The following is a 24235-nucleotide window of genomic DNA, read 5'->3' as shown; positions in this document are numbered from 1 at the left end:
GCCGCACCCATCGGAAGAGATGCGGGGTTTATGTAAAAAAAGGAAAATCAAGATACCGCAGCACGGCATAAAAAACAAGGGTGGGCGGGAAAAATACTGCACCATAGGCATGATTAACTAGCTAACGCACAGCAATCACTAAGAAAATGCCACTTCACTTAAAAAAGCGGAAATAAGCTATCGAATAATATCGGCAGGCAGCTATGCTGCGAAAACAAAGGCTACCTGAAACTGTAGCTCCGCAGAAACTCGTCTTCCTGCGGAAACCTCGTTTTCAGGTAGCCTTTGCCTGTTCACACGCCCAAATAGCCTTCGCGGCTGGCCAGCCAGCGTTCCAGGTGTTTTTCTACAATATCGGGGTGGCGGGCGATGAGTTCGGGGGCGATCCGGCGGGCAGCTTCCAAGAGGGGCAAGTCTTGCTCCAGATCGGCGAAACGCAGCAGGGGCAGGCCGCTTTGGCGGGCGCCGAGAAATTCGCCGGGGCCGCGGATGTTGAGGTCTTGGCGGGCGATTTCAAAGCCGTCGGTGTTTTCGTAGATCACTTTGAGGCGGGCTTTGGCGGTGTCGCCCAAGGGCTCGGCAAACAGCAGCACACAGCTGGATACCGCGGCGCCGCGCCCTACCCGGCCGCGTAATTGGTGCAGCTGGGAAAGCCCCATGCGCTCGGCGTGTTCGATCACCATCAGGGCGGCATTGGGCACGTCCACCCCCACTTCGATCACGGTGGTGGCCACCAGCACATGGATGCGGCCGGCGGCAAATTCAGCCATCACGGTGGCTTTCTCCGCGCTCTTCATGCGACCGTGCACCAGGCCGATGGTGAGCTCGGGCAGGGCGGCCTGCAGCTCGGCGAGCGTATCGGTGGCGGTTTGCAGCTGCAGCGCTTCGCTCTCTTCAATCAGCGGGCACACCCAATAGGCCTGCTGCCCTTTTTTACAGGTAGCCAGCACAAAGCCTTCCACTTCGTGGCGGCGGATATTGTTGACCAAACGGGTTTTAATCGGCGTGCGGCCGGGCGGCAACTCATCGATGATGGAAACATCGAGGTCGGCAAAGAAGCTCATGGCCAGCGTGCGCGGGATGGGGGTGGCGGACATCATCAGCTGGTGTACGTCGCAGCCTTTGTTTTTCAGGGCGAGGCGCTGCGCCACGCCGAAGCGGTGCTGCTCATCCACAATCACCAAGCCGAGGTTTTGGAAAGATACATCGTCTTGAAACAGGGCGTGCGTGCCCACGGCCAAACGGATGCGGCCATCGGCCAGCGCGGCTTTGGCTTGGTCTTTTTCTTTCTTTTTGAGGCTACCTGAAAGCCAGGCCACGCTGATGCCCAGCGGCTCGAGCCATTGGCGGAATTTGATGTGGTGCTGCTCGGCAAGGATTTCGGTGGGTGCCATCACGGCTACTTGTGCGCCTGCTTCGATGGCGGCCAGCGCAGAGAGCGCGGCCACGATGGTTTTGCCGCTGCCCACATCCCCCTGCAGCAGGCGGTGCATCGGGTGCGGCTGCGCCAAATCTTGGCGGATTTCGGCCAGCACGCGATCTTGAGCAGCGGTAAGGGCGAAGGGCAGGCTCTGCACCAGCGTCTTGGCGAGACTGCCGTCGCCCACCAGCGGCATGGCCTGCCCACTGAGTCGATGCGCACGAGCCAGGCGCATGGAAAGCTGCTGGGCGAGCAGTTCGTCAAATTTCAGCCGCTGCCAGGCAGGCAGGCTGCCGTCCGACAATTGACCGATGCTGTATTCGGGCGGCGGTGCGTGCAGAAGATGCAGACTTTCGGCCAGCGGCGGCAGCTTGAGCTGGGCAAGCAGGCTTTCAGGTAGCGTGTCGGCCAAATCGGTTTGCTCGAGGGCTTGGCGGATAATGCGGCGCAGCGTGGGCTGGCTGAGGCCGGACACGGTGGGATACACGGGAGTGAGGCTCTCGGCCAGGCTTTGGCTTGCCGCATCGCGGATTTTGGGGTGCACCATTTCGTCGCCGAAAAAGCCGTGGCGGATTTCGCCGATGGCGCGGATGCGTTTGCCCTTGGCGAGCTGCTTTTGCTGGCTGGGGTAGAAATGGATAAAGCGCAGGTGCAGCACGCTGCCGGATTGGTCGTGGATTTGGGCAATCAGCTGGCGGCGCGGGCGGAACTGGATTTCCTGATGCGCCACTTCGCCTTCCACTTGGCAGGATACGCCCACGGGCGCGTCTTTGATGGGGGTCAGGTGGGTTTCGTCTTCGTAGCGCAGGGGCAGGTGCAGCACGGCATCCCACAGGCTGCGGATATGCAGCTTGGCGAGCTTGCCTGCGGTGGCGTCGGTGAGCTTGAGTTGTTGTTTGAAATCGGCGCTCATGGGGAAGGCTACCTGAAAACGAACGGAGTGAGTTTCTGCGAGCTAAAGCGTGAGCTTCAACGAAGTTAAAACGAACGAAGTGGTTTTCTGCGAAGCTAAAGCGTGGGCTTGTGCAGCGCAGAAAGATGGCGGGATTGTACTGGAGCAGATGTTTTTCAGGTAGCCTTCATCAGGCTACCTGAAAATATTGGCCGCGCTTGAATGCCCTATTCCGCAGCCTTTTCTTCCGCCATTTCTTCTTCTGCCGTTGCCCCGTGAACACCCAGCTCAGGCAACACCAACTCGCCCAGTTCGGCCAGGGGCGGCAGGGATTCGAGGGTGTCGATTTGCAAATCGGTGAGAAAGGTTTTGGTGGTGGCCCACAGGCTGGGGCGGCCGATGGTGTCGCGCTTGCCCACGCTTTCTATCCAGCCGCGTTCTTGCAGGGTTTGCATCACGTTTTGCGACACCGCCACGCCGCGGATGGCTTCGATGTCACCGCGCGTGACCGGCTGGCGGTAGGCGATGATGGCCAAGGTTTCCATCACGGCGCGGGAATATCGCGGCGTGCGCTGCTCTTCCAGGCTGCCGAGCCGCTCGAAGGCGGCAGGGGCTACCTGAAAGCGCCAGCCCTCGTGGGTGCGCACCAGTTGCAGCGCCCTGCCCTGCCAGCGCTGTTGCAGTGCTTCGAGCACGTCTTCGAGCTTATCGGCAGAAAGCGGCGGTTCGCACAAGTCGCGCAGGCGGCGTTCGGGCAGCGGTTCGGGCTGGGTGAGCAACGCGGCTTCGATCAGGCTTTCGGGGGAAAGGGTATGCGGCATGGGTGGTTTGATGTGTATTGGGCGGGTTTGGCAAAACGTCGGGGATGTATGCCGGGCTGCTTTTTTCAGGTAGCCTGCTTCCATTCTTCACGGATTGCATTGATGGCTTTATCGTCAAATCTCCAGAGGAAAATATCTTCGGCTTTGTCTTTGGGCTGATCCTGGCGCAGAAGGTATTCGGCAGCTTCGCGCACGGCTTTGGCTTTGTCATGGAGCAGCGGCTTAACTTTTTCCACATCAAATTCATACAGGAATAACAATCCGTACAGCGCCGCGTAACGGAATGCGGCTTTTTTGTGCGTCAGGGCTTGGTAGAAGGCTTCGCGGCAACGCAAATCGGGCAAGTGCCAGTCGCAAACAGATCTAAGGGCATAAAGTATTTCCAAATGCAGCTTTTCGCCGGGCTGATGCGCCAGTACGTCCAGCAACAGGCTGATAAGGTGCGGGTGGGCAAGATAGCTGTCGGCACGACGGCGGGTTTGGCTGCGGGCTTCGGATTCGATGCGTTTGACGGCACGGATTTTTTCTTCTTCCGTGCCATTCTCCAGCGCGGCTATATAGCCTGCATGGACAGGCGACAGGGCGGGAAACGGTACGTTATCGAGAAATTCCTGCTGTTTGGCTGGGTCGAGGCGCAGGATGAAGCCGCGCAGCAGCAGATTATCGGTACGTTCGACGGAGATTTTGGGCTTGGCAGCGGCAGGGGCGGTGTGCTGGCTTTCTTCTCCGCTGATTTCGCGCAGGGCTTGGCACAGACGCAGCAGACTTTCGCGGTTGGCGGAATAGGCGCAAAACATACCAGCTTCGGAATCGAAGTGCAGCTCTTTAATTTGATGCTGCTTGGCAAGTTTTTTGGCGAGCTGTTGCAGGCCATAGCCTGCGCAACCTTTATCACCGAAATAGCTGTCAAAATAGTGGAAATCAGAGGTAATAACAGTGTCGTAGTCGGTTTGCTGCTCTTCGCGGTTGATGAAGATGCAGGGGAAGAAAGGGTTGCTCATATTTCAGGTAGCCTTAAGCCATTGCTCAATCTTGATACACATAATGGGCCCGCTTGATATGGCACAGCAGCTCGTAGGAAATCGTCCCAGCAGATTGGGCCACGGTGGCTACGGAAACGGCGTCGCCCCACAGCTCCACCTCGCTGCCCACGCCTTGGTGGTGGTCGAGCTCGACGGCGAGCATATCCATGCTCACGCGGCCGATGAGGCGGCTGGGCTGGCCGTTTACGGTGAGCGGGCAGCCGTTTTGTGCGGTGCGGGGGTAGCCGTCGGCATAACCGCAGGCAGCAATGCCGATGCGGGTGGAGCGTTCGGTGATGAAGGATGCGCCGTAGCCGACCGGCTCGCCGGGCTGGAGGGTACGTTCTGCAAAGATGCGGCTGGTGAGGCGCATCACGGGTTTGAGCTCGGGGCAGGCGCCGGGGAAGGGTTCGATGCCGTAGAGGGCGATGCCGGCGCGCCCCCAGTCGCGTCGGGCGGCGGGGTGGGCGATGATGGCGGCGGAGTTGGCGAGGCTCTGTGCGCCGGACAAGCCGGCCACGGCGGTGTCGAAGGCGGCCAGCTGGGCGGTGGTCATCGCTTGTTCCGGCTCGTCGGCGCGGGCGAAGTGGGTCATGTTCACAATATGCGCCACCTGCGGGCTTTGGCGCAGGGCTTGGTGGGCGGGGGCGAAGTTTTGCGGGAAGAAGCCCACGCGGTGCATGCCGGAATCCATTTTCAGCCAAACGGTTACCGGCTCGCGCCAGCGGTGTGCCAGCAGGCTTTCGAGCTGCCATTGGTTTTGTACGCCCGGCCACAGGCGGTATTCGTCTACCGCGGCGTATTCGGCGGGCTCAAACACGCCTTCGAGCATCACGATGGGCGCGCTGACGCCGGCTTGGCGCAGTTCGATGCCCTCATCCAGCGTGGCCACGGCGAAACCGTCGGCCAAATCGGCCAGCGCACGGGCGCAGCGCACGGCGCCGTGGCCGTAGGCATCGGCTTTCACCACGGCGAGCATTTTGTTGCCGTGCAGGCGTTTGAGCAGTTGGTAGTTGTGGCGCAGGTGGCTGAGGCGGATGGTGGCGGTGAGCGGGCGCATGATGATTCTCTTCTATATTAGCTTTTGTTACTTGGGTTTACGGGTTTCAGGTAGCCTTGAAGGCTACCTGAAAATAAGAGTGGCGTTGGCAAATGCACGCCAATTTGTAGCAGCAAGCTTTAGCCAAACCTGATGCTACCTGAAACTTTCAGGTAGCCTGTAAATTGGCCGCAAAGGATAGGCCAATCATCCCCTACGGCCAATCCGCCTACTGCATCCGAATGGAAATAAAGCTGTTTTGATGCAGCTGCTGGAGCAGGCTCTGCATGGCGGCTTGGGTTTTTTGGGCAGCGATGGCATCGTGTACGCCGGCGCGGATGCGGGCATCGGGCGTGTTCGGCGTGCGGGCTTCCACCAGGCGGATCACGTGCCAGCCGAACTGGGTGTGTACCGGTGCGCTCACCTGACCGGGTTTCAAACCGCGCATGGCACGTTCGAACTCGGGCACGGTTTCGCCTTCGGAGAGCCAGCCCAAATCACCGCCATTGGCAGCACTGCCGTCTTGCGAATACTGACGCGCCAGGGCGGAAAAATCGGCGCCGCGTTGGGCATTTTGCGCCAGGCGTTGCGCCAGCCGCTGGGCACGCTCGCCTTGGCTGGCAATCAAAATATGCTGGGCATGGTATTGGGTTTTGGGTGTGGCCTGCGGCAGGGTAATGCCTTGGGCACGGGCTCGGGCGATGGCGGCATTGATTTCGTCTTCGCTCACTTTGGCCTCGCCGGCAGTCTGCCCCTGCTGCACGCGTTGAGCAATCATGCTGTCGCGCACTTGGCGGCGCAGGGCGGTTTTGTCGATACCGAAGCGGGCTTGGGCAGCTTCAAACTGAGCCAGGCTTTGGCGGCGGGAAGCGGCGATACGGGCAATTTCGGCTTCCACTTCGGCATCCGGCACTTGGATATTGTTGCGCCGGCCGGCCTGCACCAAAAGTGATTGGTTCACCAGCTGCATCAGAGTTTGCCGCTGCAATTCCTGCTCGGATACTTGCGTGCCGCGCGGCATTTGGCTGCGAGTGTGGGCCACGGCCTGATCAAGCTCGCGCTGGGTGATGACTTCGTTCTCCACCACGGCCACGATGTTGTCTACCGACCGCACGGTGTTGGCCGAGGCTACCTGAAAAGCCAGGCTCATGCCCAGCGCCAAAACCAAAGTTTTCATTTTCATTTACGCATTACCTCATCAATGTTGGTGTAGCCAGGAATAGACTGGCGGATTTGTTCAAAAGGATTGTTGCCCAAGCTGCTCAAGTCGCGCAGGCGCAGCTGGAGGAAGAAGGCATTTTTGCTGGAATTCACGCCGTTCACATAATGCTGGCCGACGGCGCTCAGGCTCCAGCAGCCGCAGCCGCTGATGTACTCCATGCCCAAAAGGTGTTCCACCGGCTTATGTTCGCTGAAGGAATAGCTGTGGCGGCCCACCAGATAAAGATTGCGGCTCACCGGCCATTGGAAATACACGTCGGCCCGGCGTACTTTGCCGTACATGTCATCGTAAATTTCGCCATGGCGGCGATATTGATAGCGCGCACCCACGGTTTTGCCGGGCTCAGGGCTGTAGCGCAGGCCGAAATGATATTTGGCCGCGGCATTTTGGCTGGTGTCGTAGTGCACTTCGCTGTTCAGCCAGATATTGTCGTTTACCCGGCCGTCGGCAAAGGCCAGCAAATCGGAATGGCCGCTGCGCCGCTGCACACGGCTGCCATCAAGCAATACGTCGTCACGAGTGAAATACAGGCGCTGGCCAAGGCCGGCGGAGAAACGCTCTGCGCCATTCCGGGCATCATACAGGCGGGTTTGCACCGCCATGGTGAGGAAGTTGGCAGCGTTGATGCGGTCGTGGCCGGAGAAACGGTTCTCGCGGAATAGTTGGCTGTAATTGAAACTGTTTTCGGCAGTATCGAACAGCGGAATATCGTTTTGCTGCTTGGTGGGGATGTAGGTGTAGAACAGGCGCGGCTCTAAGGTTTGCACATAATCACGCCCCTGCCAGCTGGCTGGCCGCTCAAACACCATGCCGCTATCCACACTGAAGGTGGGCAATATACGGCTGAAATTGTGTGCCTGCGCGCCGTTATGGCTGTCTAGGTTGTAATAAGTGGCGTGCAAGCCAAGCTTGGGTCGGACATAGCCCCAGCTGCGGTTGAATTCCGCGCTTACACTGGGGTTAAGCACCAAACGGCTGCCTTCCTGTTTGCTATCGTGGCGGAAGTTGCTGTATTGGCCAAACATTTGGAAGTTGACGATACCGAAACGCTTCTGCCATTGGCTGCTTAGGCGCGGCAACAGGGAATAAGGTTGGTCGCCTTTGTAGCCGTCGGCATTGGCCAGGGTTTGGTATTTCTGCACGGTGGCATAGCTGTCGAAGCGGCCGGTCCACAATTCGGTTTGGTGGCGCAGCCACAGCTGTCGGTTGAGGTTGACATTGGCGGCGATGTCGGTGCGGTTGTAGAAATCGCGGTAGTAGTCGTCATCGGATACTTGGTGGAAATCCACACCACCGCTGAGGGTGCGGCTGAATTGGTGTTGGTGGTCCCAATCGATTTTGCTGCGGGTGTCGTGTTGGCTGAGTTGGTCTGCGGGCAGCACGGCCAAGCTGATGTCGCCCTGGTATTTGGGCTGCAGATAGCGGAACTGACCGGCCAGCTGCAGGCCACGCCGGCTATAGAGCTTGGGGGTGAGCGTGAAGTCGTAGCTTGGAGCTAAGTTGAAATAATAGGGGGTAGTGATTTCCACACCATCGGAGCCGGCTTTAAAGGTGGGCACTAAAAAGCCGCTTTTGCGGTTGCCGTTGAGCGGAAAATCAATCCACGGCGTGTAAAACAGCGGCACACCACCCACCACCAGCGAGGCATTGCGCGCCACGCCGACATTGCGCTCGTAGTCCGCTTCAATGCTTTTGGCACGGATATACCAGCTCTCATCGCCCGGATTACACGTGTTGAAGCGGCCGTTTTCCAGTCGATAACGGTTTTCGCCGTCCATACGCAGGGTTTGGCTGGTACCCTGCAGGCGGCGGCCGCTGCTGCTTTCGGCTTCAAAGCGGGCATTGGTGGCCTCACCCTGGCGGGTGTCCATCTTATAACGCAGGCTCTCGCCGCTCACGCGCCCGCCGCTCTGCTCCAAGGTGAAGCGGTCGCCAGCCTGCACGGTATCTTGCGGCTGATTGTAGTCAATCCATTGCGCATTAAGCACCTGGTTGCCACGCTCCACCACCACATCGCCCTCGGCACGTACGCGCACATCGCTCTGACCGATCACACGGTCGGCATTCACGCGGGTGGCACCTTCGGCCAATGCGCCTTCGCCGCTGGTTTTCACCGGCGCAATCATCTGTTTGGGCGCGTCCGGCCGGTGGCAGGCCGCACCGCCCTCTGCCGCCAGCGACAACGGCTCGGCCTGCAGCAGAGCCGGCAGGCTCAAACCGGCCAACACAGCGGCCGCCATCGGGCTCAATCGGAAAAAGCAAGACAAAGAATCACCCCAATTTTTCACAGCGGGTTTAAAATGGCGCATATTTTAACCCGAAAAACATCATGGAACGAGAAAAAGAATTGCAAAACTGGCTGCAGAAACGTTATCCGCAGCGGAGTTTCACCCTTTCCTTCGCCGCAGCGGATGCCGATTTCCGCCGCTATTTCCGCGCCGTATTCGAAAACGGCGAGAGCGTGGTCTGCATGGACGCACCACCCGACAAAATGAGCATCGAGCCTTATTTGCGCGTGCGCGAGATTTTTGCCGCCGTGCACGTGCCGCAAGTGTTCCATCACGATATCGAACACGGTTTCGCCGCCTTGGAAGACTTCGGCAAAGTGCCCTACTTGGCCGCACTGGAACACGACACCCGCCCCGAAGTGCAACGCGCCCTGCTTTTGGATGCGCTCGACACGCTGATTGAACTGCAAAAATCCAGCCGCCCCGGCGTACTACCTGAATACGACGAAGCCGTGATGCGCCGGGAAATGCAGCTGTTCCCCGATTGGTTTATGGCCAAAGAGCTGGGCAAAAGCTTGAACTTCAAACAGCAACAGCTGTGGCAGCAAACGCTCGACACCCTCCTGCCCGTGCTTACCGCCCAGCCGCAAGTGTATGTGCATCGCGATTTCATCGTACGCAACCTGATGCTCACCCCGGGCCGCCCCGGCGTGCTGGATTTCCAAGACGCGCTCTACGGCCCGATTACTTACGATCTGGTCTCCCTCCTGCGTGACGCATTTATCGAATGGGAAGAAGAGTTTGTAATCGACCTGGCCGTGCGCTACTGGGAAAAAGCCCGTGCCGCCGGCCTGCCCGTACCTGCCGATTTCGACCGTTTCTACCGCGATTTCGAATGGATGGGCGTGCAGCGGCACTTGAAAGTGGCCGGCATTTTCGCCCGCCTGTGGCACCGCGACGGCAAAGGCAAATACCGCCCCGAAATCCCCCGCTTCCTCAACTATTTGCGCCGTACCGCCCGCCGCTACCGCGAACTCGCCCCGCTCTATGCGCTCTTGCTCGAGTTGGTAGGCGACGAAGAGCTGCAAACCGGCTATACGTTTTAAATGCAGAACGGTTTTTAATCTGGTTGAGGCTGGCCTTTCAGGTAGCCTTCCTCCGCTTGAGCATTTCGCCCTCTTGCCTAATCGATCCCGATATCCAAACACACAATCTCGCCGCACCACTGCTGTGCGGCGGGACCGGCGTGGGCGGGTTTGAGCGCAGCGAAGGCGTAGGTGAGGTTGGCGCGGAAGGTGTCGGCGGCGGCTTCTCCGGTGTCGCCATTGAGGCCGGTGGGGATATCGAGCGCCACTTTGCAGCCGGCAGCGCGGTTGAGCAGACGACAGCTTTCGGCGGCCTCGGGAGGCAGGCTACCTGAAAAACCGGTACCGAAAATGCCGTCGATAATCAGGCCGTAGCCTTGCTCCAGCGCGGCAGGCAGTGCCTCAACCGGCAGGAAGCGGATACCATCCACCCCCTGAAGTCGTTGGCGGTTGGCTTCGGCCAAATCCGACAGTACCGTACCCAAGAGCAGCACAATATCGGCCTGCCAGCCGTGCTGCTGCAACACGCGGGCAATCACCAGCGCATCGCCGCCGTTATTGCCTTTGCCGCACACCAAGAGGGCGCGGCCGGGTATGGGAAACCGGCGCAGCAAATCGGCAGCGGCGGCCTGCCCGGCATTTTCCATCAGCTGCAAAAAGCTGGTGCCGGCCGCCACAGCAGCCTGTTCGCGCTCGCGCATCTGGGCGGCGGTGTAGATTTTCGGGGGACTCTGCGGCATGGTGTTCTCCTGTGTTGGGGTGGGCAAAATTCTATGCCCTTCTCGGCAAACAGGCTACCTGAAGATTTTCAGGTAGCCTGTTTGGCATGTAATCCCAATGCAATTTTAATGCCGATGCTGCTTAGGCATGCGCTGCAAATGGCTTGGATACACCGCGTGCGTTTCCACCCTGCCCTGTTCCACCGCATTGAGGATGGCCCGGCCTTTTTGGTCTTGCGGGAAGTTGCGCACATATTCGCGCAGCAGCGGCAGGGCTTCGCTGCGTTTATTTTGCGTTAAAAGAGCAGTGGCCAAATCCCGGCCGCTTTCTTGATGACCGGCTTGGTAGGCGGCGTGCAGCATGGGGATGGCGCGTTCCATGCGGGCGCTGGAAGCGAGGAAATTACCGAATTCGCCCTGCACGGCGGGTTTGGCGGCGGCCGGAGCGAGGGCAAGCAGGCGGGCGTAGTCGGCTTCGGCGCGTTCGGCATAGCCTGCCTGGTCGAGGTTGTGCCCCATCCAGTTGAGGCGGGCGCGCATTTGCAGGAGCACCAAGTACCCTTGGCTGGGCGCGGCACCGGCACGCGGCGTGTTGTTTTGCACGAGGCTGTCGAGCAGCACGCCCAAAGGCTGCAAATCGGCGATGGCGCGGCGGCGGTCGGCATCGTTGTCGAACTGCACGGGGTATTCCGCCGCGTGTGCGGCCAAATTATCGAACGCACGCTGCACGGCAGGCATATTCACATTAATCGGCGGATGCTCGGGGCTGCCACTCACCAAGCTTTGCAAGTTCAGCGGCTGATAAGGCGCGGCCAAGGTGGCGGGGGCAGCCAGCGCCAGCAGGATGACGAGCAGGTGTTTTTTCATGATGTTCCTTGTCATGGATTGAACACAATCTGGCAGCAAAGGCTACCTGAAAATATTTCAAATAACACAACGGCAATATACCGAAACTCACATTTGCGACAAAGGGCGCATTTTAGCTTGCTTGAAGCAGGGCTTTCAGGTAGCCACGCCTAACGTGTTATTTCCACCCCCACGCCCACTTTGCCATAAGGCGTCACACTGCTATTGCCGTTGCCCAAATCCACCGAGCCGCGCGCACCCACGTGGCCGTTACCGCCACTCACTCCCACCCCGACGCCACAAGCCGACAACAGGACAGCCAACACCGCCGCAGCGGCCAAACGATATGTTGCTTTCATGACTTTTCCTTTCATCCAATTGAATACAAACAAATATTTTAAACAATAGCACAATGATTTTCAGGTAGCCTCTACGGCACAGCAGGCTACCTGAAAGCCATACTTCCGCAAAATGAAAATGAAGCGGCCGAAGAAGACAAGTTACTGTGAAGCTAACATCAGCTGCCCGCCTTATGCCCCTCTGCCACCCGCACATAATGCGCCGCCGAATACGGCAGAAACGCCAGCTCCTCCGCCGTAAGCTGCCGCACTTGTTTCACCGGCGAACCCACATACAAATAGCCGCTTTCCAGCCGTTTGCGCGGCGGCACCAAGCTACCCGCCCCAATCATCACATCATCTTCAATCACCGCATCATCCAACACAATACTGCCCATTCCCACCAACACGCGGTTGCCAACGGTGCAGCCGTGCAGCGTAACATGATGGCCGATGGTGCAATCCTCGCCGATGATCAGCGGCGAACCCTCCGGCTTGCTGTCCGTTTTGTGGCTCACATGCAGCATCACATGATCTTGAATATTGCTGCCCCGCCCCACACGGATGCTGTTCACATCCCCGCGCAATACGGCAAACGGCCATACCGACACCTCCTCGGCCAACACCACATCCCCCGCCACCAAGCACAGCGGATCGAGATAACAACTGCCATGCACCTGCGGCACGGTATCCAAATAAGGGCGGATATTGCTCATGGGAAACTCCTTGTTTGTATCCAGCCGCAAAGGCTACCTGAAAATCGGATGCTAGCAAAGCCGGGCTGCGGTTTTAGCTGTGTAGGAACTGAGCCGGCAGCATAACAATACCGCCCTACCCCGTTGCCGCCCTACCCTGCCACAAAAGGCTACCTGAAACTTCCCCAGCCACCCAGCAGCAAGCACACGCATTAGCGTTATAATTCCACCTTTGCCCGCGCTTTTTTCAGGTAGCCTCATGGACATCATCCAATACCCCAATTCCCCATTCAAACTCCACCAACCCTTCCCGCCCGCAGGCGACCAGCCGACCGCCATTGCCGGCCTGCTCGAAGGGCTTTCAGACGGCCTTGCCTATCAAACCCTGCTCGGCGTAACCGGTTCGGGCAAAACCTACACCATGGCGAACGTCATCGCCCAAAGCGGCCGCCCCGCCATTATCATGGCGCACAACAAAACCCTTGCCGCCCAGCTCTACGCCGAAATGCGCGAGTTTTTCCCTGAAAACGCGGTGGAATATTTCGTCTCCTACTACGACTATTACCAGCCCGAAGCCTATGTGCCCAGCCGCGATTTGTTCATCGAAAAGGACAGCGCGATCAACGAACACATCGAGCAGATGCGCCTTTCCGCCACCAAAAATCTGATGACGCGCGACGACGTGATTATCGTCGCCACCGTGTCCGCCATTTACGGTATCGGCGACCCGACCGAGTATCAACAAATGGTATTGTCCGTCAAAGAAGGCGACACCATCGAGCAGCGCGACATCATCGCCACGCTCGTTTCCATGCAGTACGAACGCGGGGATTTGGATTTCAAACGCGGCAGCTTCCGCGTGCGAGGCGACGTGATTGACGTGTACCCCGCCGAAAGCTCCGAAAACGCCCTGCGCATCAGCCTGTTTGATGACGAAATCGACCGCCTCGATATGTTCGACCCGCTTTCAGGCAGCCTGCACCAACGCGTCGGCCGCTACACCGTCTTCCCGTCCAGCCACTACGTTACCCCGCGCGACACCGTAGTGCGCGCCTGCGAGTCCATCAAAGAAGAATTGCGCGAACGCATCGAATTTTTCGCCCGCGAACAACGCCCTGTCGAACAGCAACGCATCGAACAGCGCACCCGCTTTGACCTCGAAATGCTCTACGAAATGGGCTTCTGCAAAGGCATCGAAAACTACTCCCGCCACTTCTCCGGCAAAAAAGAAGGCGAACCGCCGCCCACGCTGATGGACTACCTGCCAAGCAACGCCATCATGTTCATCGACGAAAGCCACGTTACCGTTACCCAAATCGGCGGCATGTACAAAGGCGACGCATCGCGCAAACAAAACCTCGTGGACTACGGCTTCCGCCTGCCTTCCGCCCGCGACAACCGCCCGCTCAAATTCCACGAATTTGAAAAAGTCATGCCGCAAACCGTCTTCGTCTCCGCCACCCCCGCCAAATACGAAGAAGAACACGCCGGACAAGTGGTCGAACAAGTCGTCCGCCCCACCGGGCTGGTCGACCCCCAAATCATCATCCGCCCCGTCGCCACCCAAGTCGACGACTTAATGAGCGAAATCAACGACCGCATCCAAAAAGGCGAACGCGTACTCGTTACCACCCTCACCAAACGCATGGCGGAGCAACTCACCGACTATTACAGCGAACTCGGCATCAAAGTGCGCTACCTGCATAGCGACATCGACACCGTCGAACGCGTTGAAATCATTAGAGATTTGCGGCTCGGACTGTTTGACGTACTCGTCGGCATCAACCTGTTGCGCGAAGGCCTCGACATCCCCGAAGTCTCCCTCGTCGCCATCCTCGACGCCGACAAAGAAGGCTTCCTGCGCTCCCACCGCAGCCTGATTCAAACCATAGGCCGCGCCGCGCGCAACGTGAACGGCGTCGCCATCCTGTACGCCGACAAAATCACCGACTCCATGAAAGCCGCCATCGACGAAACCGAACGCCGACGCGAAAAACAGATTAAATTCAACGAAGAACACGGCATTGTGCCGCAGCAGATTAAAAAACAGGTCAAAGACATCATCGACGGCGTGTACCACGAAGAAGACGGCGGCAAAGGCCGTCTGAAAGGCAAAAACAAAGTTAAAGTCAGCGAAATCCACAACGAGGAAGACGCGATTAAAGAAATCGCTAAACTGGAAAAGGCCATGCAGCAGGCGGCTCGAGATTTGCAGTTTGAAGAGGCGGCGGTGTTGCGGGATAGAATACGGGGAATTAAAGAGAATTTGTTGTTTGGGGCGGAGTGAGTTAGTTTAACCTTTTAAGAATTGGATTAGAAAAATGCAAAAAGTGAATAATGATGAAAAATGTTATTTTTGTAATGAGAAAAAAGCCGTAAAGTCTCATGCAATTGCAAAAATAAAATTGAATAGGGGCTTAGGAAGCAAAATCACTCAATATAGTGATAAGCTTCTGAAATGAATTTAAAAAACAAGTACCAAAAGTTCAGTAAAATTACCGAGCCCAAATTTCGCCAGCTCCTGCGGCTGTTTGCTTTGGATTTGACTGCCTCCGATACCGAAAAACTGACGGGTGTCAGCATCAGAAGTGTCAATAACCTGTACCTGAAATTGCGCCGGCGTTTGGCTGACGAATGCGGGAGGCAGGCACCTTTATACGGCATTGTAGAATTGGACGAATCCTATTTTGGTGCCAAACGCATCAGAGGCAAACGCGGGCGCGGTGCGGGTGGGAAAACCATCGTTTTCGGCATTTTGAAACGCGGGGACAAGGTTTATACCGAGATTGTTCCCGATGCCTCCAAGGCAACGCTGCAAAAGGTCATTAGAGGTCGTGTCGGTATCGAGAGTGTCATCAATACCGACGGTTGGCGCGGTTATCAGGGATTGGTTGACATGGGTTTTGCCAAACATTTCAGGGTACATCATGGTGACAATGAGTTTGTCCGTGGTACGCGGCATATTAACGGTATTGAATCTTTTTGGAGTTACGCCAAGCATCGCTTGGTGCAATTTAACGGGGTGCCGAAACATACGTTTTACCTGCATTTAAAAGAAACCGAGTTCCGCTTCAATCACAGGCATGATGATTTATATAAAATACTGCTGAGAATGTTGCGGGAAAATCCTTTAAAATAAATTTTGCTTCCTAAGCCCCTTCTGTATTGTTTTTAAGCTTCACCGTAACTGGTGTCAGTCTAGGAACCGACATTCAACATGATGGATAAGACGAAATCAGCGGCTTAGCGCAAACAAATTTGCCGTTTCCACTCCATACGTTGCTACCGCTCCATGCCGCTCAACACCGAAAAGGCTACCTGAAACCGCAGTTGGATTTTCAGGTAGCCTTTGCCTATAGCTGAACATTCTTTAAAACCAATCCTGCCTGTATTTTGCGCATACCCTATCCTCCATGGAGTCGCGCAAGCCTCGGGGCAATACTGCTATAATGCGGCGTTTTGTATCGTTATTCCGGCGGCCTGCCCTATTCGGCTTTCCCCAGCCGAGGTTTTCAGGTAGCCCCATCGTTAATATGAGCAATAAACCTTCCCGCAAAGCAAGCAAATCGAGCAAACCTGCCAAACCGAAGCCAAACCGGCACAATCCGCCTGCCAAGGCTTCGCGCCGGGCGGCCGTGCCTTCCGCTGCTGCTGCGGCTTCGCAATCCATTTCGCTTTTGGCAGATATGCTGTGGCTCTTGGTGCTGCTGTTTTCCGTGTGCCTGGCTTTGGCGTTGGCGAGCTTCACCATGGACGACCCGGCCTGGTCGCGCAGCATCCCCACCGGCAACGAGCCGCACAATCTGGCCGGGCTCGTGGGCGCATACACGGCGGATGTGGCCTATTATCTGTTCGGGCTGTCGGTGTGGTGGCTGCTGCTGGCGGCAGCGGTGTGGCTCTACCGCAATTTCCGCAGCGTGAAACAGAGCAGCGAGAAACCGTATCACTTGGGCATGGGCTTGGGCGGAGCGGCATTGCTCTTGTTTGGCAGCCCGCTTTTGGAAGCGGCAGCCTGGTCGGCCGAGTTGCACGACAGCCTGCCGATGGGCGCGGGCGGCTTAATCGGCCAATCGCTCGGTAGCGGCTTTACGCGGCTGTTGGGGGTTTCAGGTAGCCTTTTGGTGCAGGTGGTGCTGATTGTGGCGGGGCTCTCGCTGCTGTTGCAGGTGTCGTGGCTCACGCTGCTGGAAAAAGCGGGGGCACAGCTGGAATGGCTGTGGTATCGGCTGATCCGACAGCCGCACCAATTTGTGCGCGACATACCGAACGCGAAGTTTGCCCGTCGGATGGTACGCACGGCAAAAACCATCACCGCCGAAGAAGTGGCAACGGTGGAAGGTGCCAGCAGCAACCGCAAACCGGTGGCGGTGCAGATTAACCAGCCCGCCGGCCAAGGGCTACCTGAAAAACAAAAACCCGCGCCCGAGCGGCAGAAAGATTTGTTCGCCCCCAAACGGCAAGCCGAAGATGGCGAATATCTGCTGCCGGAATTGGATTTGCTCACGCGCCCGCAGGAACACACGCCGGAAATCAACCCCGAAGCCCTGCAGCACATGGCCGAGCGCATCGAGGCCAAGCTGGCCGAGTTCGGCATTCAGGTAACCGTGGTGAGCGCCACTGCCGGGCCGGTGATTACGCGTTTTGAAATCGAGCCGGCGCAAGGCGTGAAAGGCAGCCAGATTACCAATCTGGCCAAAGATTTGGCGCGTTCGCTTTCCATGCAGTCGGTGCGTGTGGTGGAAACTATTTCGGGCAAGAGCACCATGGGCATCGAAGTGCCAAACGAGAAGCGGCAGGAAGTGCTGCTGCGCGAAATTCTGTCCTCGCCGGTGTTTGCCGCCGCGCCGTCCAAGCTCACCGTGGCTTTGGGCAAAGATATTGCCGGGCAGCCGGTGGTGGCCGATTTGGGCAAAATGCCGCACCTTCTGGTGGGCGGCATGACCGGTTCGGGCAAATCGGTGGGCGTGAATGCCATGATTATGTCGATGCTGTATAAGGCCGCGCCGGATGAAGTGCGCTTTATCATGATCGACCCGAAAATGCTGGAGCTTTCCGTGTATGAAGGCATTCCGCACCTGCTCTGCCCGGTGGTAACCGATATGCGCGAGGCCGGGCAGGCGCTGAATTGGTGCGTGGCCGAAATGGAAAAACGCTACCGCCTGCTCGCCCATGCCGGCGTGCGCAACCTGGCCGGCTTCAACCAAAAAGTGGCCGAAGCCGCCGCTTCCGGCAAACCCTTGCCCAACCCTTTCAGCCCCAATCCCGACGAGCCCGAGCCGCTACAAAAGCTGCCCTATATCGTGATTGTGATTGATGAATTGGCCGACTTGATGATGACCGAGAAAAAGGCGGTGGAAACGCAAATCGCCCGCCTAGCGCAAAAAGCCCGCGCCGCCGGTATGCACCTGATTGTGGCCACCCAGCGCCCCAGCGTGGACGTGGTAACCGGCCTGATTAAGGCCAACATCCCCACCCGCATGGCCTTCACCGTGCAAAGCCGCATCGACAGCCGCACCATCCTCGATCAAATGGGCGCGGAAGACCTGCTCAAATACGGTGATCTCCTCTTCCTCCAGCCCGGCAGCGCCGAGCCCGTGCGTCTGCAAGGCGCGTTTGTGAGCGACCACGAAGTGCACGAAGTGGCCTCCTTTGCCAAACGCCAGCAGGGCGTCAACTACATCGAAGGCCTGCTCTCCGGCGAAGCCGCGCAGGAAACCGTAAACGCCGTCAACCCCAATGCCGGCAGCGACGAATTGTTCGACCAGGCCGTGGCCTTTATTCTGGAAAGCCGCAAAACCTCCATCTCCTCGCTGCAACGCCAACTGCGTATCGGCTACAACCGCGCCGCCAACCTGATGCAGGCCTTGGAAGACGCTGGCATCGTCTCTCCTGCCGACGTGAGCGGGGCGCGTAAGATATTGGCCAGGAAGGATGATTTGTAGACGATATTTTTCAGGTAGCCTTCTATACAAACAAATATAAAGCTACCTGAAACCCTATTCAGCTTTTTCAGGTAGCCCCAATAAAAACACACCCAAGGAACCCCCATGCCCCACTTCCAACCCGAGCCGCCACACGGCGCTCAGCAGCAAGCCAGAGTCGGTATTCTGCTCATCAACCTCGGCACGCCGGCCGCGCCCACGCCCGAAGCCGTGCGCCCCTATCTGCGCGAATTTTTGTCCGACCAGCGCGTAGTCGAGCTGCCACGCCTGTTGTGGCAGCCCTTGCTGCGCGGCATCATCCTGCCCTTCCGCGCTAAAAAAAGCGCACACGGCTACCGCCAAATCTGGCAACACGAAGGCTCACCGCTGGCCGTGATTACAGCCAAACAGGCTGCCGCCCTGCAAGCCGAGCTGCCGCAAGTGCTGGTGGGGCACGCCATGTCCTACGGCGAGCCGGCCGTGGCCAACGCCATCGCCGCCATGAAAGCCCAAGGCGTAGACCGCCTGCTCGCCATCCCCCTCTATCCGCAATACGCCGCCAGCAGCAGCGGCGCCGCGCTGGATAAGGTGTTGAACGAACTGCTCAAACAGCGCAACCAAATCAGCCTGCGCACCATCAGCCGTTTCTACAATCATCCCGACTACATCCAAGCCATGGCCGCACATATCCGCGCCTACTGGCAGCAGCATGGCCGCGGCCAGCGCATCCTGTTCAGCTTCCACGGCATCCCCGAAGCCGCCGTGCAGCAGGGCGACCCCTACGAAATCGAATGCAGAGCCAGCGCCCAACTGCTGGCCGAAGCCCTGCAACTCTCCGCCCAAGAGTGGTATATCAGCTTCCAAAGCCGCTTCGGCCGCGCCCGCTGGATAGGCCCGGCCACATCCGACCTGCTCACCGAACTGCCCGCCAAACAGCAAATCCGCGAGCTCGACGTATTCTGCCCCGGCTTCGTGAGCGACTGCCTGGAAACCTTGGAAGAGATCGCCATCCAAGGCCGCGAACAATTCCACGAAGCCGGCGGCCAAACCTTCCGCTTCATCCCCTGCCTCAACGACAACCCAGCCTTCATCGCCGCCCTGGCAGATATCGCACAGGAAAACCTGGGCAGCTGGGTGTAGCGTGAGGCTACCTGAAGTATATAGCGGTTTAACAAAGGACGGAGGAAGGCAGCGAATCGTAGACAGGACAGCTAGTACGGTAAGGCGAGCCAACACAGCAGCTTTTTTGCTAATCCGCTATGACTAAAGGCTACCTGAAACACTTTCAGGTAGCCTTTATCTTTATTTTCCAGCACTCAAGCTTTCAGGTAGCCATACACCGTAAAGCAAAACTCACCTTCCACATACGGAATAGCAAACCGCTCCAATATCGCGCGAATGCCCTCGCTATTATCCACGACTTCCCGCGCGATCAAACGCCCGCGAAACACCGAGCGCAATTTCCGAATTTTCACCCATTCGATATCAAACATCGGATAAAAATGCTCATGACCCCAATCGCCGATTGCCACCGTCGTTTCAGCTATGGCTTGCTCCACTTCTGCTTCCGATTTTTCATCAAACAAATACTTGATTTCATAGGCAGGCGCGTTTCCCCACTCATCCATTGCCTCACGTAGCTCCCGCCACTTGGTGTTATTCATCGCGCCCACCAGTCTGTTTTGCTGAACAAATTCGCGCACACGGCGGTGGTAGCGTTCTTGTTTGCTGTTGAATTCTGTCTATGCATCTGTTGGCATGATTTTTTCCTTACTTCACACAGGCTCCCTGAAGCTCTCCATTCAAATATCCATTTCCTACATCAAAAATCATCCGTGCCACACTGATATTTCTCCGCCAATTCCTCAAATCTTTTATTGCTTGCCTTGTTTTCAGACATAAAATAGAAATGCTCCAGCTTTAATGCCGAGAATATATTATCCAAATCTTCAGGTGTAATCTTAGCAAATGTAATTGCAAGACGTTTTAACGTGCTCAAACGATACAACAGATGGATATTTTCCAGTTTTTTGCAGTTGAGTAGCCACAAGGTATGTAATTTAGCAAATTGGATATCTGGTATTGCTGTTAAGCCTGGCACACTGTTGATATATAGATCATATAAATTCAAACAATTAGAAATAAATGAGAAATCTAATAACTTTTTGCAATTCGTCAAACTCAATTTACGGATATTAGGAAATTTTGATGCCATATCTTCCGCATTAGAAAGTTCATTGAGTATTTCCAATTTTTGTAAGTTTAGATTCTTATCCAGACTGGATAGTTGTAACTTTCTCAATGATAATTCAGTAATATTTTTATTATTTATGATACCGTAATATTTTTCATCTAGAATAGTGTTATCAATAGATAAGGCAGATAAATTATTAAATTTCTGCAATACAGAAAAATCTACCTTCTTACCTAAATTACCAGCTATACCAAACAACTTAATATCATTAAGATAAGCTAAATCTTCAATATTATTTAGCGGCTTACAACGAAATGACAATATCTGAATATTTTTTATATTTGGGAGAAACTTCAAAATCTCAAAATCTAAAATGGTATTTTCATCAGCATAAAAATCATCTTCTAGAACCAACAATAAATTCAAACCGTCTATATCGGAAACAATACTTGCCAGCTTTGCCATAATATTCTTTGGCACACCGTTGCAGATAGAAATTCTTTTATTCTGCCGAATAGAGGAAATATGGCTTACCGATAATTCTTTTGTTTTAATATTTAATCGGATTGGCGTGCTAGACATTTACTTTCCTTCCAAATCAAGTACAGATTAAGCCAGCTATATAGCTGGCTCAAATTTTCAGGCAGCCTTTCCCCATTCTCACTCAAACAACATCCCGGCCAAGCCCAATGCGTTGTTTACCATGTGAATCAAAATCGGGTATTTCAAATCTTTGGTGTGCAGATAGGCCGCGCCGAGCACCAGGCCCATGGCGAAATACAGCAGGAAATCGTAATGCACCGGCAGGCCGTGCAGGCTGCCGAAAACAAAGGCAGACAGCACCAGCAGCAGCCAGCGTTTGCCACGGTTTTCTATGCTGCCGAAGCTTTGGAAAAAAATGCCGCGCAGCAGCAGCTCTTCCAAAACCGGCGCAAACAGCAGGATATAGGCCGACATCGTCAGCGGGGCGCGTTGCAGCATTTCCATAACCATGCGCTGGTTTTGCAGGTTGTCCACGCTGCTTTCTACGCCCAGCGCGGCCATCAGCATTTCGTAGAGCGGGTTGATGGCCAGCATCAGCGCAATATAGCCCGCCGCCCACAGCAGTTTTTTGCCGGAAAACCGGCTTTTCCAATTATGGAAATAACCGTCTGCCTGCTTAAGGTAGAGCTGCAGGTATAGCCCGCACATGGCCACGGCGGCAACCGTAAACAGCAGTGCGGCCACAACTTGGGCAGCCATGCTCCTACCCAGGCCGCCGAGCAGCCAGGCCAATATCGGCAGCACCTGCGTCAGCATCAGCAGGGGAATAAACTGTAAGAGTGAAATGAATTTATCCCGCACCGCAGCCTCCGGTTTTCGGCTTGCTGCCCAAAATATTAATCACTTTGCGTGCGGGTTTTTCAGGTAGCCCTTCGTCTTCGTCGTCGCGCGGGGCGTTAAAGGAAACGGTTTCGCTGTCGAAGGCCAAATCGCCGCCGTGTTTCAGGGTCTGACCGCGTTGCAAACCGGCAAAATCAAACAGTTCGGTATCGGCCAAATGCGAGGGCACCACGTTTTGCAGTGCGGAAAACATGCTTTCGATGCGGCCGGGGAAACGTTTGTCCCAGTCTTTCAGCATTTCGCCCACCACCTGCCGCTGCAGATTGGGCTGCGAGCCGCACAGGTTGCAGGGAATGATGGGGAATTGCTTGATTTCGGCGTATTTGATCAAATCCTTTTCTTTCACATAGGCCAGCGGGCGAATCACGATGTGTTCGCCGTTGTCGCTCACCAGCTTGGGCGGCATGGCTTTGAGCTTGCCGCCGTAGAACATGTTTAAAAAAAGGGTGGCGAGAATGTCGTCACGGTGGTGGCCGAGTGCGATTTTGGTGCAGCCCAGCTCTTTTGCCGTGCGGTACAAAATTCCGCGCCGCAGGCGGCTGCACAGCGAGCAGGTGGTTTTGCCTTCATCGAGCACGCGTTTCACGGTGGAATAGGTGTCTTCTTCCACAATTTTGAACGGCACTCCGATAGAAGTTAGATACTCCGGCAACACGTGCTCGGGAAAGCCGGGCTGTTTTTGGTCGAGGTTCACCGCCACCAGCTCGAAATTGATCGGCGCGGAGGCTTGCAAGTGGCGCAGGATGTCCAAAAGGGCGTAGCTGTCTTTGCCGCCGGAGAGGCAGACCATGATTTTGTCGCCCTCTTCAATCATATTGAAATCGTTAATCGCTTGGCCCACGGCGTGGCGCAGGCGTTTGTGCAGTTTGTTGGCTTCGTGTTCGTGTTTGGGCTTATTAGACATAATGGTGTGTTGGCAACGTAAAGTGCGGGATTGTAACGCAATGTAGGCTGATTTTATAGCAGGTAAAGTATCGACCCGGCAGCTGAAAGTATGCAAAGAATACGGTACACTGCGTTTCGTTTTAAACAAAAAGCAGAGGAAGGAAACGAATGTTTGCAAATCGAGTGTTGGCCCTGTTGGCTGCCGTGTGGTTTGGCGCATATCTTTTGGCCGGCTACGGCGTGGCGCCGCTATTGTTTCAATCTCTGCCCAAAGAGCAGGCCGGCAACCTGGCCGGTGCGCTGTTCAGCGCGGTGAACTACATCGGGCTGTTTGTGTGGGCCATCCTTTATTTGGCCGGCCTCTCGGCGCAGCAGCGCAGCTACGGCCAACGCAGCAAACTCAGCTCGCGCATCGTCGCCCTCACCTGGCTGCTGCTGGCCGTCTCGCAATTTGCGCTGGTGCCGCTTATCCGCGCCCTGCGCGGCGGGCAGACGTATTGGCTCTCCAACCTCCTCGGCGGCGAGCTCTCTTTCTGGCACAGCATGTCCAGCAGCCTGTATGTGCTCGTCAGCCTGCTCGGCCTGTTTTTAATCATGCGCCTGCTGCGTTTCGAGTGGCAATAAATCGGGCTGGGAAGGCTACCTGAAATTTTTCAGGTAGCCTTTTACCGCTTGCCGCCCTATTCCCGCACTTATACAATGCGCCCATCCCAACCCTTCAAAAATAAAGGAAACCCCATGTTGGCCAAACAAATCCTCGACGAACTCGCCGGAAAAATCGGCAACGCCATTGCCGAAAGCCCGGTGAAAGACGTGGAAAAAAACGTGAAAACCCTGCTCGGCAGCACATTCGGCAAGCTCGATTTGGTAACACGCGAAGAATTCGACATCCAACAGCAGGTGCTCATCAAAACCCGCGAAAAACTGGCCGCCTTAGAAGCTCGCCTGGCCAAGCTGGAAGCCGCCGCTCCGGCCGCCCTGCCCAACCCTTCCGAACAGCAATAGGAAGCGCGGCATGAGTTTGGCGGTGGTATACAGCCGGGCGCTCAGCGGCATGGCCGCGCCCTTGGTGGAAGTGGAAGCCCACTTGGCCAACGGCCTGCCCGTGTTCAATATCGTCGGCCTGCCCGACACCGAAGTGAAAGAAAGCCGCGACCGCGTGCGTGCCGCCATCATCCAAAGCGGCTTCGATTTCCCCGCCAAAAAAATCACTGTAAACCTCGCCCCGGCGGATTTGCCCAAAGAATCCGGCCGTTTCGACCTGCCGATTGCCGTTGGCATCCTCGCCGCTTCCGGCCAAATCGCCATTTCGCCCGAAGAATTGGCCAAATACGAGCTGGCTGGCGAATTGGCCTTGTCCGGCCTGCTGCGCCCGGTGCGCGGTGCGCTGGCCATGGTGTGGCAGAGCACGCAGGCGCGGCGTCGTTTTATTTTGCCGCAAGAGAGCGCCGAGCAGGCCGCGCTGATTGAACGCGCCGAAGTATTGGCTGCCGAAAGCTTGGTGGCCGTTGTTGAATATACAAAT

Annotated in this window: 21 protein-coding genes and 1 pseudogene; 8 read left to right on the top strand and 14 right to left on the bottom strand. The window is 56.4% G+C overall.

Going from position 1 to position 24235, the window contains the following annotated elements; all coding sequences use genetic code 11:
• Positions 1 to 293: 293 nt before the first annotated feature.
• The 6 genes from recG to CKV94_RS08485 all read right to left on the bottom strand — a co-directional run bounded on the left by recG (position 294) and on the right by CKV94_RS08485 (position 8725).
• On the bottom strand, positions 294 to 2333 hold the full coding sequence (gene recG, locus CKV94_RS08510; protein ID WP_035579781.1) for an ATP-dependent DNA helicase RecG: 2040 nt from the start codon (positions 2331 to 2333) through the stop codon (positions 294 to 296).
• A gap of 206 nt (positions 2334 to 2539) precedes the next feature.
• Complete coding sequence (scpB, locus tag CKV94_RS08505; RefSeq protein WP_003822075.1) at positions 2540 to 3133, bottom strand: SMC-Scp complex subunit ScpB; 594 nt, start codon at positions 3131 to 3133, stop codon at positions 2540 to 2542.
• A gap of 65 nt (positions 3134 to 3198) precedes the next feature.
• The gene (locus CKV94_RS08500) at positions 3199 to 4134 is read right to left on the bottom strand and encodes an Imm51 family immunity protein (RefSeq protein ID WP_003822076.1); all 936 of its coding nucleotides are present in this window, start codon (positions 4132 to 4134) and stop codon (positions 3199 to 3201) included.
• A 25-nt stretch (positions 4135 to 4159) separates the two neighbouring features.
• Positions 4160 to 5215 carry an alanine racemase gene (gene alr / locus CKV94_RS08495; RefSeq protein WP_003822077.1) on the bottom strand — a complete coding sequence of 352 codons (1056 nt, stop codon included), beginning with the start codon at positions 5213 to 5215 and terminating at the stop codon, positions 4160 to 4162.
• A 208-nt stretch (positions 5216 to 5423) separates the two neighbouring features.
• On the bottom strand, positions 5424 to 6377 hold the full coding sequence (locus CKV94_RS08490; RefSeq protein WP_003822080.1) for a peptidylprolyl isomerase: 954 nt from the start codon (positions 6375 to 6377) through the stop codon (positions 5424 to 5426).
• Positions 6374 to 8725: an LPS-assembly protein LptD gene (locus tag CKV94_RS08485; protein WP_223417307.1), complete on the bottom strand. Its 2352-nt coding sequence runs from the start codon at positions 8723 to 8725 to the stop codon at positions 6374 to 6376. The genes CKV94_RS08490 and CKV94_RS08485 overlap by 4 nt, the downstream gene beginning before the upstream one ends.
• Before the next feature lie 20 nt (positions 8726 to 8745).
• On the opposite strand from CKV94_RS08485, the gene amgK reads away from it, so the two are divergent.
• Positions 8746 to 9750, top strand: a complete 1005-nt coding sequence (gene amgK, locus CKV94_RS08480; protein WP_003822085.1) for an N-acetylmuramate/N-acetylglucosamine kinase AmgK — start codon at positions 8746 to 8748, stop codon at positions 9748 to 9750.
• Positions 9751 to 9827: 77 nt separating this feature from the next.
• On the opposite strand, the gene CKV94_RS08475 is transcribed toward amgK, so the two are convergent.
• From CKV94_RS08475 to CKV94_RS08460, 4 genes are all read right to left on the bottom strand, one after another.
• Positions 9828 to 10469 (bottom strand): NAD(P)H-hydrate epimerase, encoded by a 642-nt coding sequence (locus CKV94_RS08475; protein WP_003822086.1) that lies wholly within the window; start codon positions 10467 to 10469, stop codon positions 9828 to 9830.
• Between the two features lie 105 nt (positions 10470 to 10574).
• Complete coding sequence (locus CKV94_RS08470; RefSeq protein ID WP_050754428.1) at positions 10575 to 11315, bottom strand: hypothetical protein; 741 nt, start codon at positions 11313 to 11315, stop codon at positions 10575 to 10577.
• Between the two features lie 149 nt (positions 11316 to 11464).
• On the bottom strand, positions 11465 to 11653 hold the full coding sequence (locus tag CKV94_RS08465) for a hypothetical protein (RefSeq protein ID WP_035579784.1): 189 nt from the start codon (positions 11651 to 11653) through the stop codon (positions 11465 to 11467).
• Between the two features lie 158 nt (positions 11654 to 11811).
• Positions 11812 to 12348 (bottom strand): gamma carbonic anhydrase family protein, encoded by a 537-nt coding sequence (locus CKV94_RS08460; protein WP_003822090.1) that lies wholly within the window; start codon positions 12346 to 12348, stop codon positions 11812 to 11814.
• A gap of 238 nt (positions 12349 to 12586) precedes the next feature.
• On the opposite strand from CKV94_RS08460, the gene uvrB reads away from it, so the two are divergent.
• The 4 genes from uvrB (at position 12587) to hemH (ending at position 19388) form a co-directional block, all read left to right on the top strand.
• The gene (uvrB, locus tag CKV94_RS08455; protein WP_003822092.1) at positions 12587 to 14614 is read left to right on the top strand and encodes an excinuclease ABC subunit UvrB; all 2028 of its coding nucleotides are present in this window, start codon (positions 12587 to 12589) and stop codon (positions 14612 to 14614) included.
• 171 nt (positions 14615 to 14785) lie between these two features.
• Positions 14786 to 15466 (top strand): IS1595 family transposase, encoded by a 681-nt coding sequence (locus tag CKV94_RS08450; protein ID WP_095114610.1) that lies wholly within the window; start codon positions 14786 to 14788, stop codon positions 15464 to 15466.
• A gap of 394 nt (positions 15467 to 15860) precedes the next feature.
• Positions 15861 to 18269 carry a DNA translocase FtsK gene (locus CKV94_RS08445; RefSeq protein ID WP_035579787.1) on the top strand — a complete coding sequence of 803 codons (2409 nt, stop codon included), beginning with the start codon at positions 15861 to 15863 and terminating at the stop codon, positions 18267 to 18269.
• A 105-nt stretch (positions 18270 to 18374) separates the two neighbouring features.
• A complete protein-coding gene (gene hemH / locus CKV94_RS08440; RefSeq protein WP_003822100.1) occupies positions 18375 to 19388 on the top strand; it encodes a ferrochelatase in 1014 nt (337 codons plus the stop codon).
• A 176-nt stretch (positions 19389 to 19564) separates the two neighbouring features.
• On the opposite strand, the gene CKV94_RS08435 is transcribed toward hemH, so the two are convergent.
• The 4 genes from CKV94_RS08435 to ttcA all read right to left on the bottom strand — a co-directional run bounded on the left by CKV94_RS08435 (position 19565) and on the right by ttcA (position 22729).
• A complete protein-coding gene (locus tag CKV94_RS08435; RefSeq protein ID WP_003822101.1) occupies positions 19565 to 19951 on the bottom strand; it encodes a DUF6678 family protein in 387 nt (128 codons plus the stop codon).
• A gap of 119 nt (positions 19952 to 20070) precedes the next feature.
• The gene (locus CKV94_RS08430) at positions 20071 to 21024 is read right to left on the bottom strand and encodes a leucine-rich repeat domain-containing protein (protein WP_035579793.1); all 954 of its coding nucleotides are present in this window, start codon (positions 21022 to 21024) and stop codon (positions 20071 to 20073) included.
• Between the two features lie 78 nt (positions 21025 to 21102).
• Positions 21103 to 21786: a CPBP family intramembrane glutamic endopeptidase gene (locus CKV94_RS08425; RefSeq protein ID WP_003822103.1), complete on the bottom strand. Its 684-nt coding sequence runs from the start codon at positions 21784 to 21786 to the stop codon at positions 21103 to 21105.
• The gene (ttcA, locus tag CKV94_RS08420) at positions 21776 to 22729 is read right to left on the bottom strand and encodes a tRNA 2-thiocytidine(32) synthetase TtcA (RefSeq protein WP_003822104.1); all 954 of its coding nucleotides are present in this window, start codon (positions 22727 to 22729) and stop codon (positions 21776 to 21778) included. Before ttcA ends, CKV94_RS08425 begins: the two co-directional genes overlap by 11 nt.
• Before the next feature lie 149 nt (positions 22730 to 22878).
• Here ttcA and CKV94_RS08415 point away from each other — a divergent pair, with 149 nt between their 5' ends.
• The 3 genes and pseudogenes from CKV94_RS08415 to CKV94_RS08405 form a co-directional block, all read left to right on the top strand.
• On the top strand, positions 22879 to 23334 hold the full coding sequence (locus CKV94_RS08415) for a DUF4149 domain-containing protein (RefSeq protein WP_003822105.1): 456 nt from the start codon (positions 22879 to 22881) through the stop codon (positions 23332 to 23334).
• Between the two features lie 114 nt (positions 23335 to 23448).
• Positions 23449 to 23715 (top strand): accessory factor UbiK family protein, encoded by a 267-nt coding sequence (locus CKV94_RS08410; protein WP_003822106.1) that lies wholly within the window; start codon positions 23449 to 23451, stop codon positions 23713 to 23715.
• A 10-nt stretch (positions 23716 to 23725) separates the two neighbouring features.
• A pseudogene (locus CKV94_RS08405) lies at positions 23726 to 24235 on the top strand (magnesium chelatase domain-containing protein); the annotation flags it as partial.

The sequence above is a fragment of the Eikenella corrodens genome (genome assembly GCF_900187105.1).
Taxonomy (GTDB): domain Bacteria; phylum Pseudomonadota; class Gammaproteobacteria; order Burkholderiales; family Neisseriaceae; genus Eikenella; species Eikenella corrodens.
Note: the sequence above shows the minus strand (reverse complement) of the source record. Positions and strands in the feature narration are given on the sequence as shown.

What these genes read in the sequence shown, in the direction of transcription:
- CKV94_RS08415 (WP_003822105.1), top strand. Translation starts at nt 22,879, where the DNA reads ATGTTTGCAAATCGAGTGTTGGCCCTGTTGGCTGCCGTGTGGTTTGGC.
- uvrB (WP_003822092.1), top strand. Translation starts at nt 12,587, where the DNA reads ATGGACATCATCCAATACCCCAATTCCCCATTCAAACTCCACCAACCC.
- CKV94_RS08450 (WP_095114610.1), top strand. Translation starts at nt 14,786, where the DNA reads ATGAATTTAAAAAACAAGTACCAAAAGTTCAGTAAAATTACCGAGCCC.
- scpB (WP_003822075.1), bottom strand. Translation starts at nt 3,133, where the DNA reads ATGCCGCATACCCTTTCCCCCGAAAGCCTGATCGAAGCCGCGTTGCTC.
- hemH (WP_003822100.1), top strand. Translation starts at nt 18,375, where the DNA reads ATGCCCCACTTCCAACCCGAGCCGCCACACGGCGCTCAGCAGCAAGCC.
- CKV94_RS08485 (WP_223417307.1), bottom strand. Translation starts at nt 8,725, where the DNA reads ATGCGCCATTTTAAACCCGCTGTGAAAAATTGGGGTGATTCTTTGTCT.
- recG (WP_035579781.1), bottom strand. Translation starts at nt 2,333, where the DNA reads ATGAGCGCCGATTTCAAACAACAACTCAAGCTCACCGACGCCACCGCA.
- CKV94_RS08475 (WP_003822086.1), bottom strand. Translation starts at nt 10,469, where the DNA reads ATGCCGCAGAGTCCCCCGAAAATCTACACCGCCGCCCAGATGCGCGAG.
- CKV94_RS08430 (WP_035579793.1), bottom strand. Translation starts at nt 21,024, where the DNA reads ATGTCTAGCACGCCAATCCGATTAAATATTAAAACAAAAGAATTATCG.
- CKV94_RS08465 (WP_035579784.1), bottom strand. Translation starts at nt 11,653, where the DNA reads ATGAAAGCAACATATCGTTTGGCCGCTGCGGCGGTGTTGGCTGTCCTG.
- ttcA (WP_003822104.1), bottom strand. Translation starts at nt 22,729, where the DNA reads ATGTCTAATAAGCCCAAACACGAACACGAAGCCAACAAACTGCACAAA.
- amgK (WP_003822085.1), top strand. Translation starts at nt 8,746, where the DNA reads ATGGAACGAGAAAAAGAATTGCAAAACTGGCTGCAGAAACGTTATCCG.
- alr (WP_003822077.1), bottom strand. Translation starts at nt 5,215, where the DNA reads ATGCGCCCGCTCACCGCCACCATCCGCCTCAGCCACCTGCGCCACAAC.
- CKV94_RS08500 (WP_003822076.1), bottom strand. Translation starts at nt 4,134, where the DNA reads ATGAGCAACCCTTTCTTCCCCTGCATCTTCATCAACCGCGAAGAGCAG.
- CKV94_RS08470 (WP_050754428.1), bottom strand. Translation starts at nt 11,315, where the DNA reads ATGAAAAAACACCTGCTCGTCATCCTGCTGGCGCTGGCTGCCCCCGCC.
- CKV94_RS08490 (WP_003822080.1), bottom strand. Translation starts at nt 6,377, where the DNA reads ATGAAAATGAAAACTTTGGTTTTGGCGCTGGGCATGAGCCTGGCTTTT.
- CKV94_RS08460 (WP_003822090.1), bottom strand. Translation starts at nt 12,348, where the DNA reads ATGAGCAATATCCGCCCTTATTTGGATACCGTGCCGCAGGTGCATGGC.
- CKV94_RS08445 (WP_035579787.1), top strand. Translation starts at nt 15,861, where the DNA reads ATGAGCAATAAACCTTCCCGCAAAGCAAGCAAATCGAGCAAACCTGCC.
- CKV94_RS08410 (WP_003822106.1), top strand. Translation starts at nt 23,449, where the DNA reads ATGTTGGCCAAACAAATCCTCGACGAACTCGCCGGAAAAATCGGCAAC.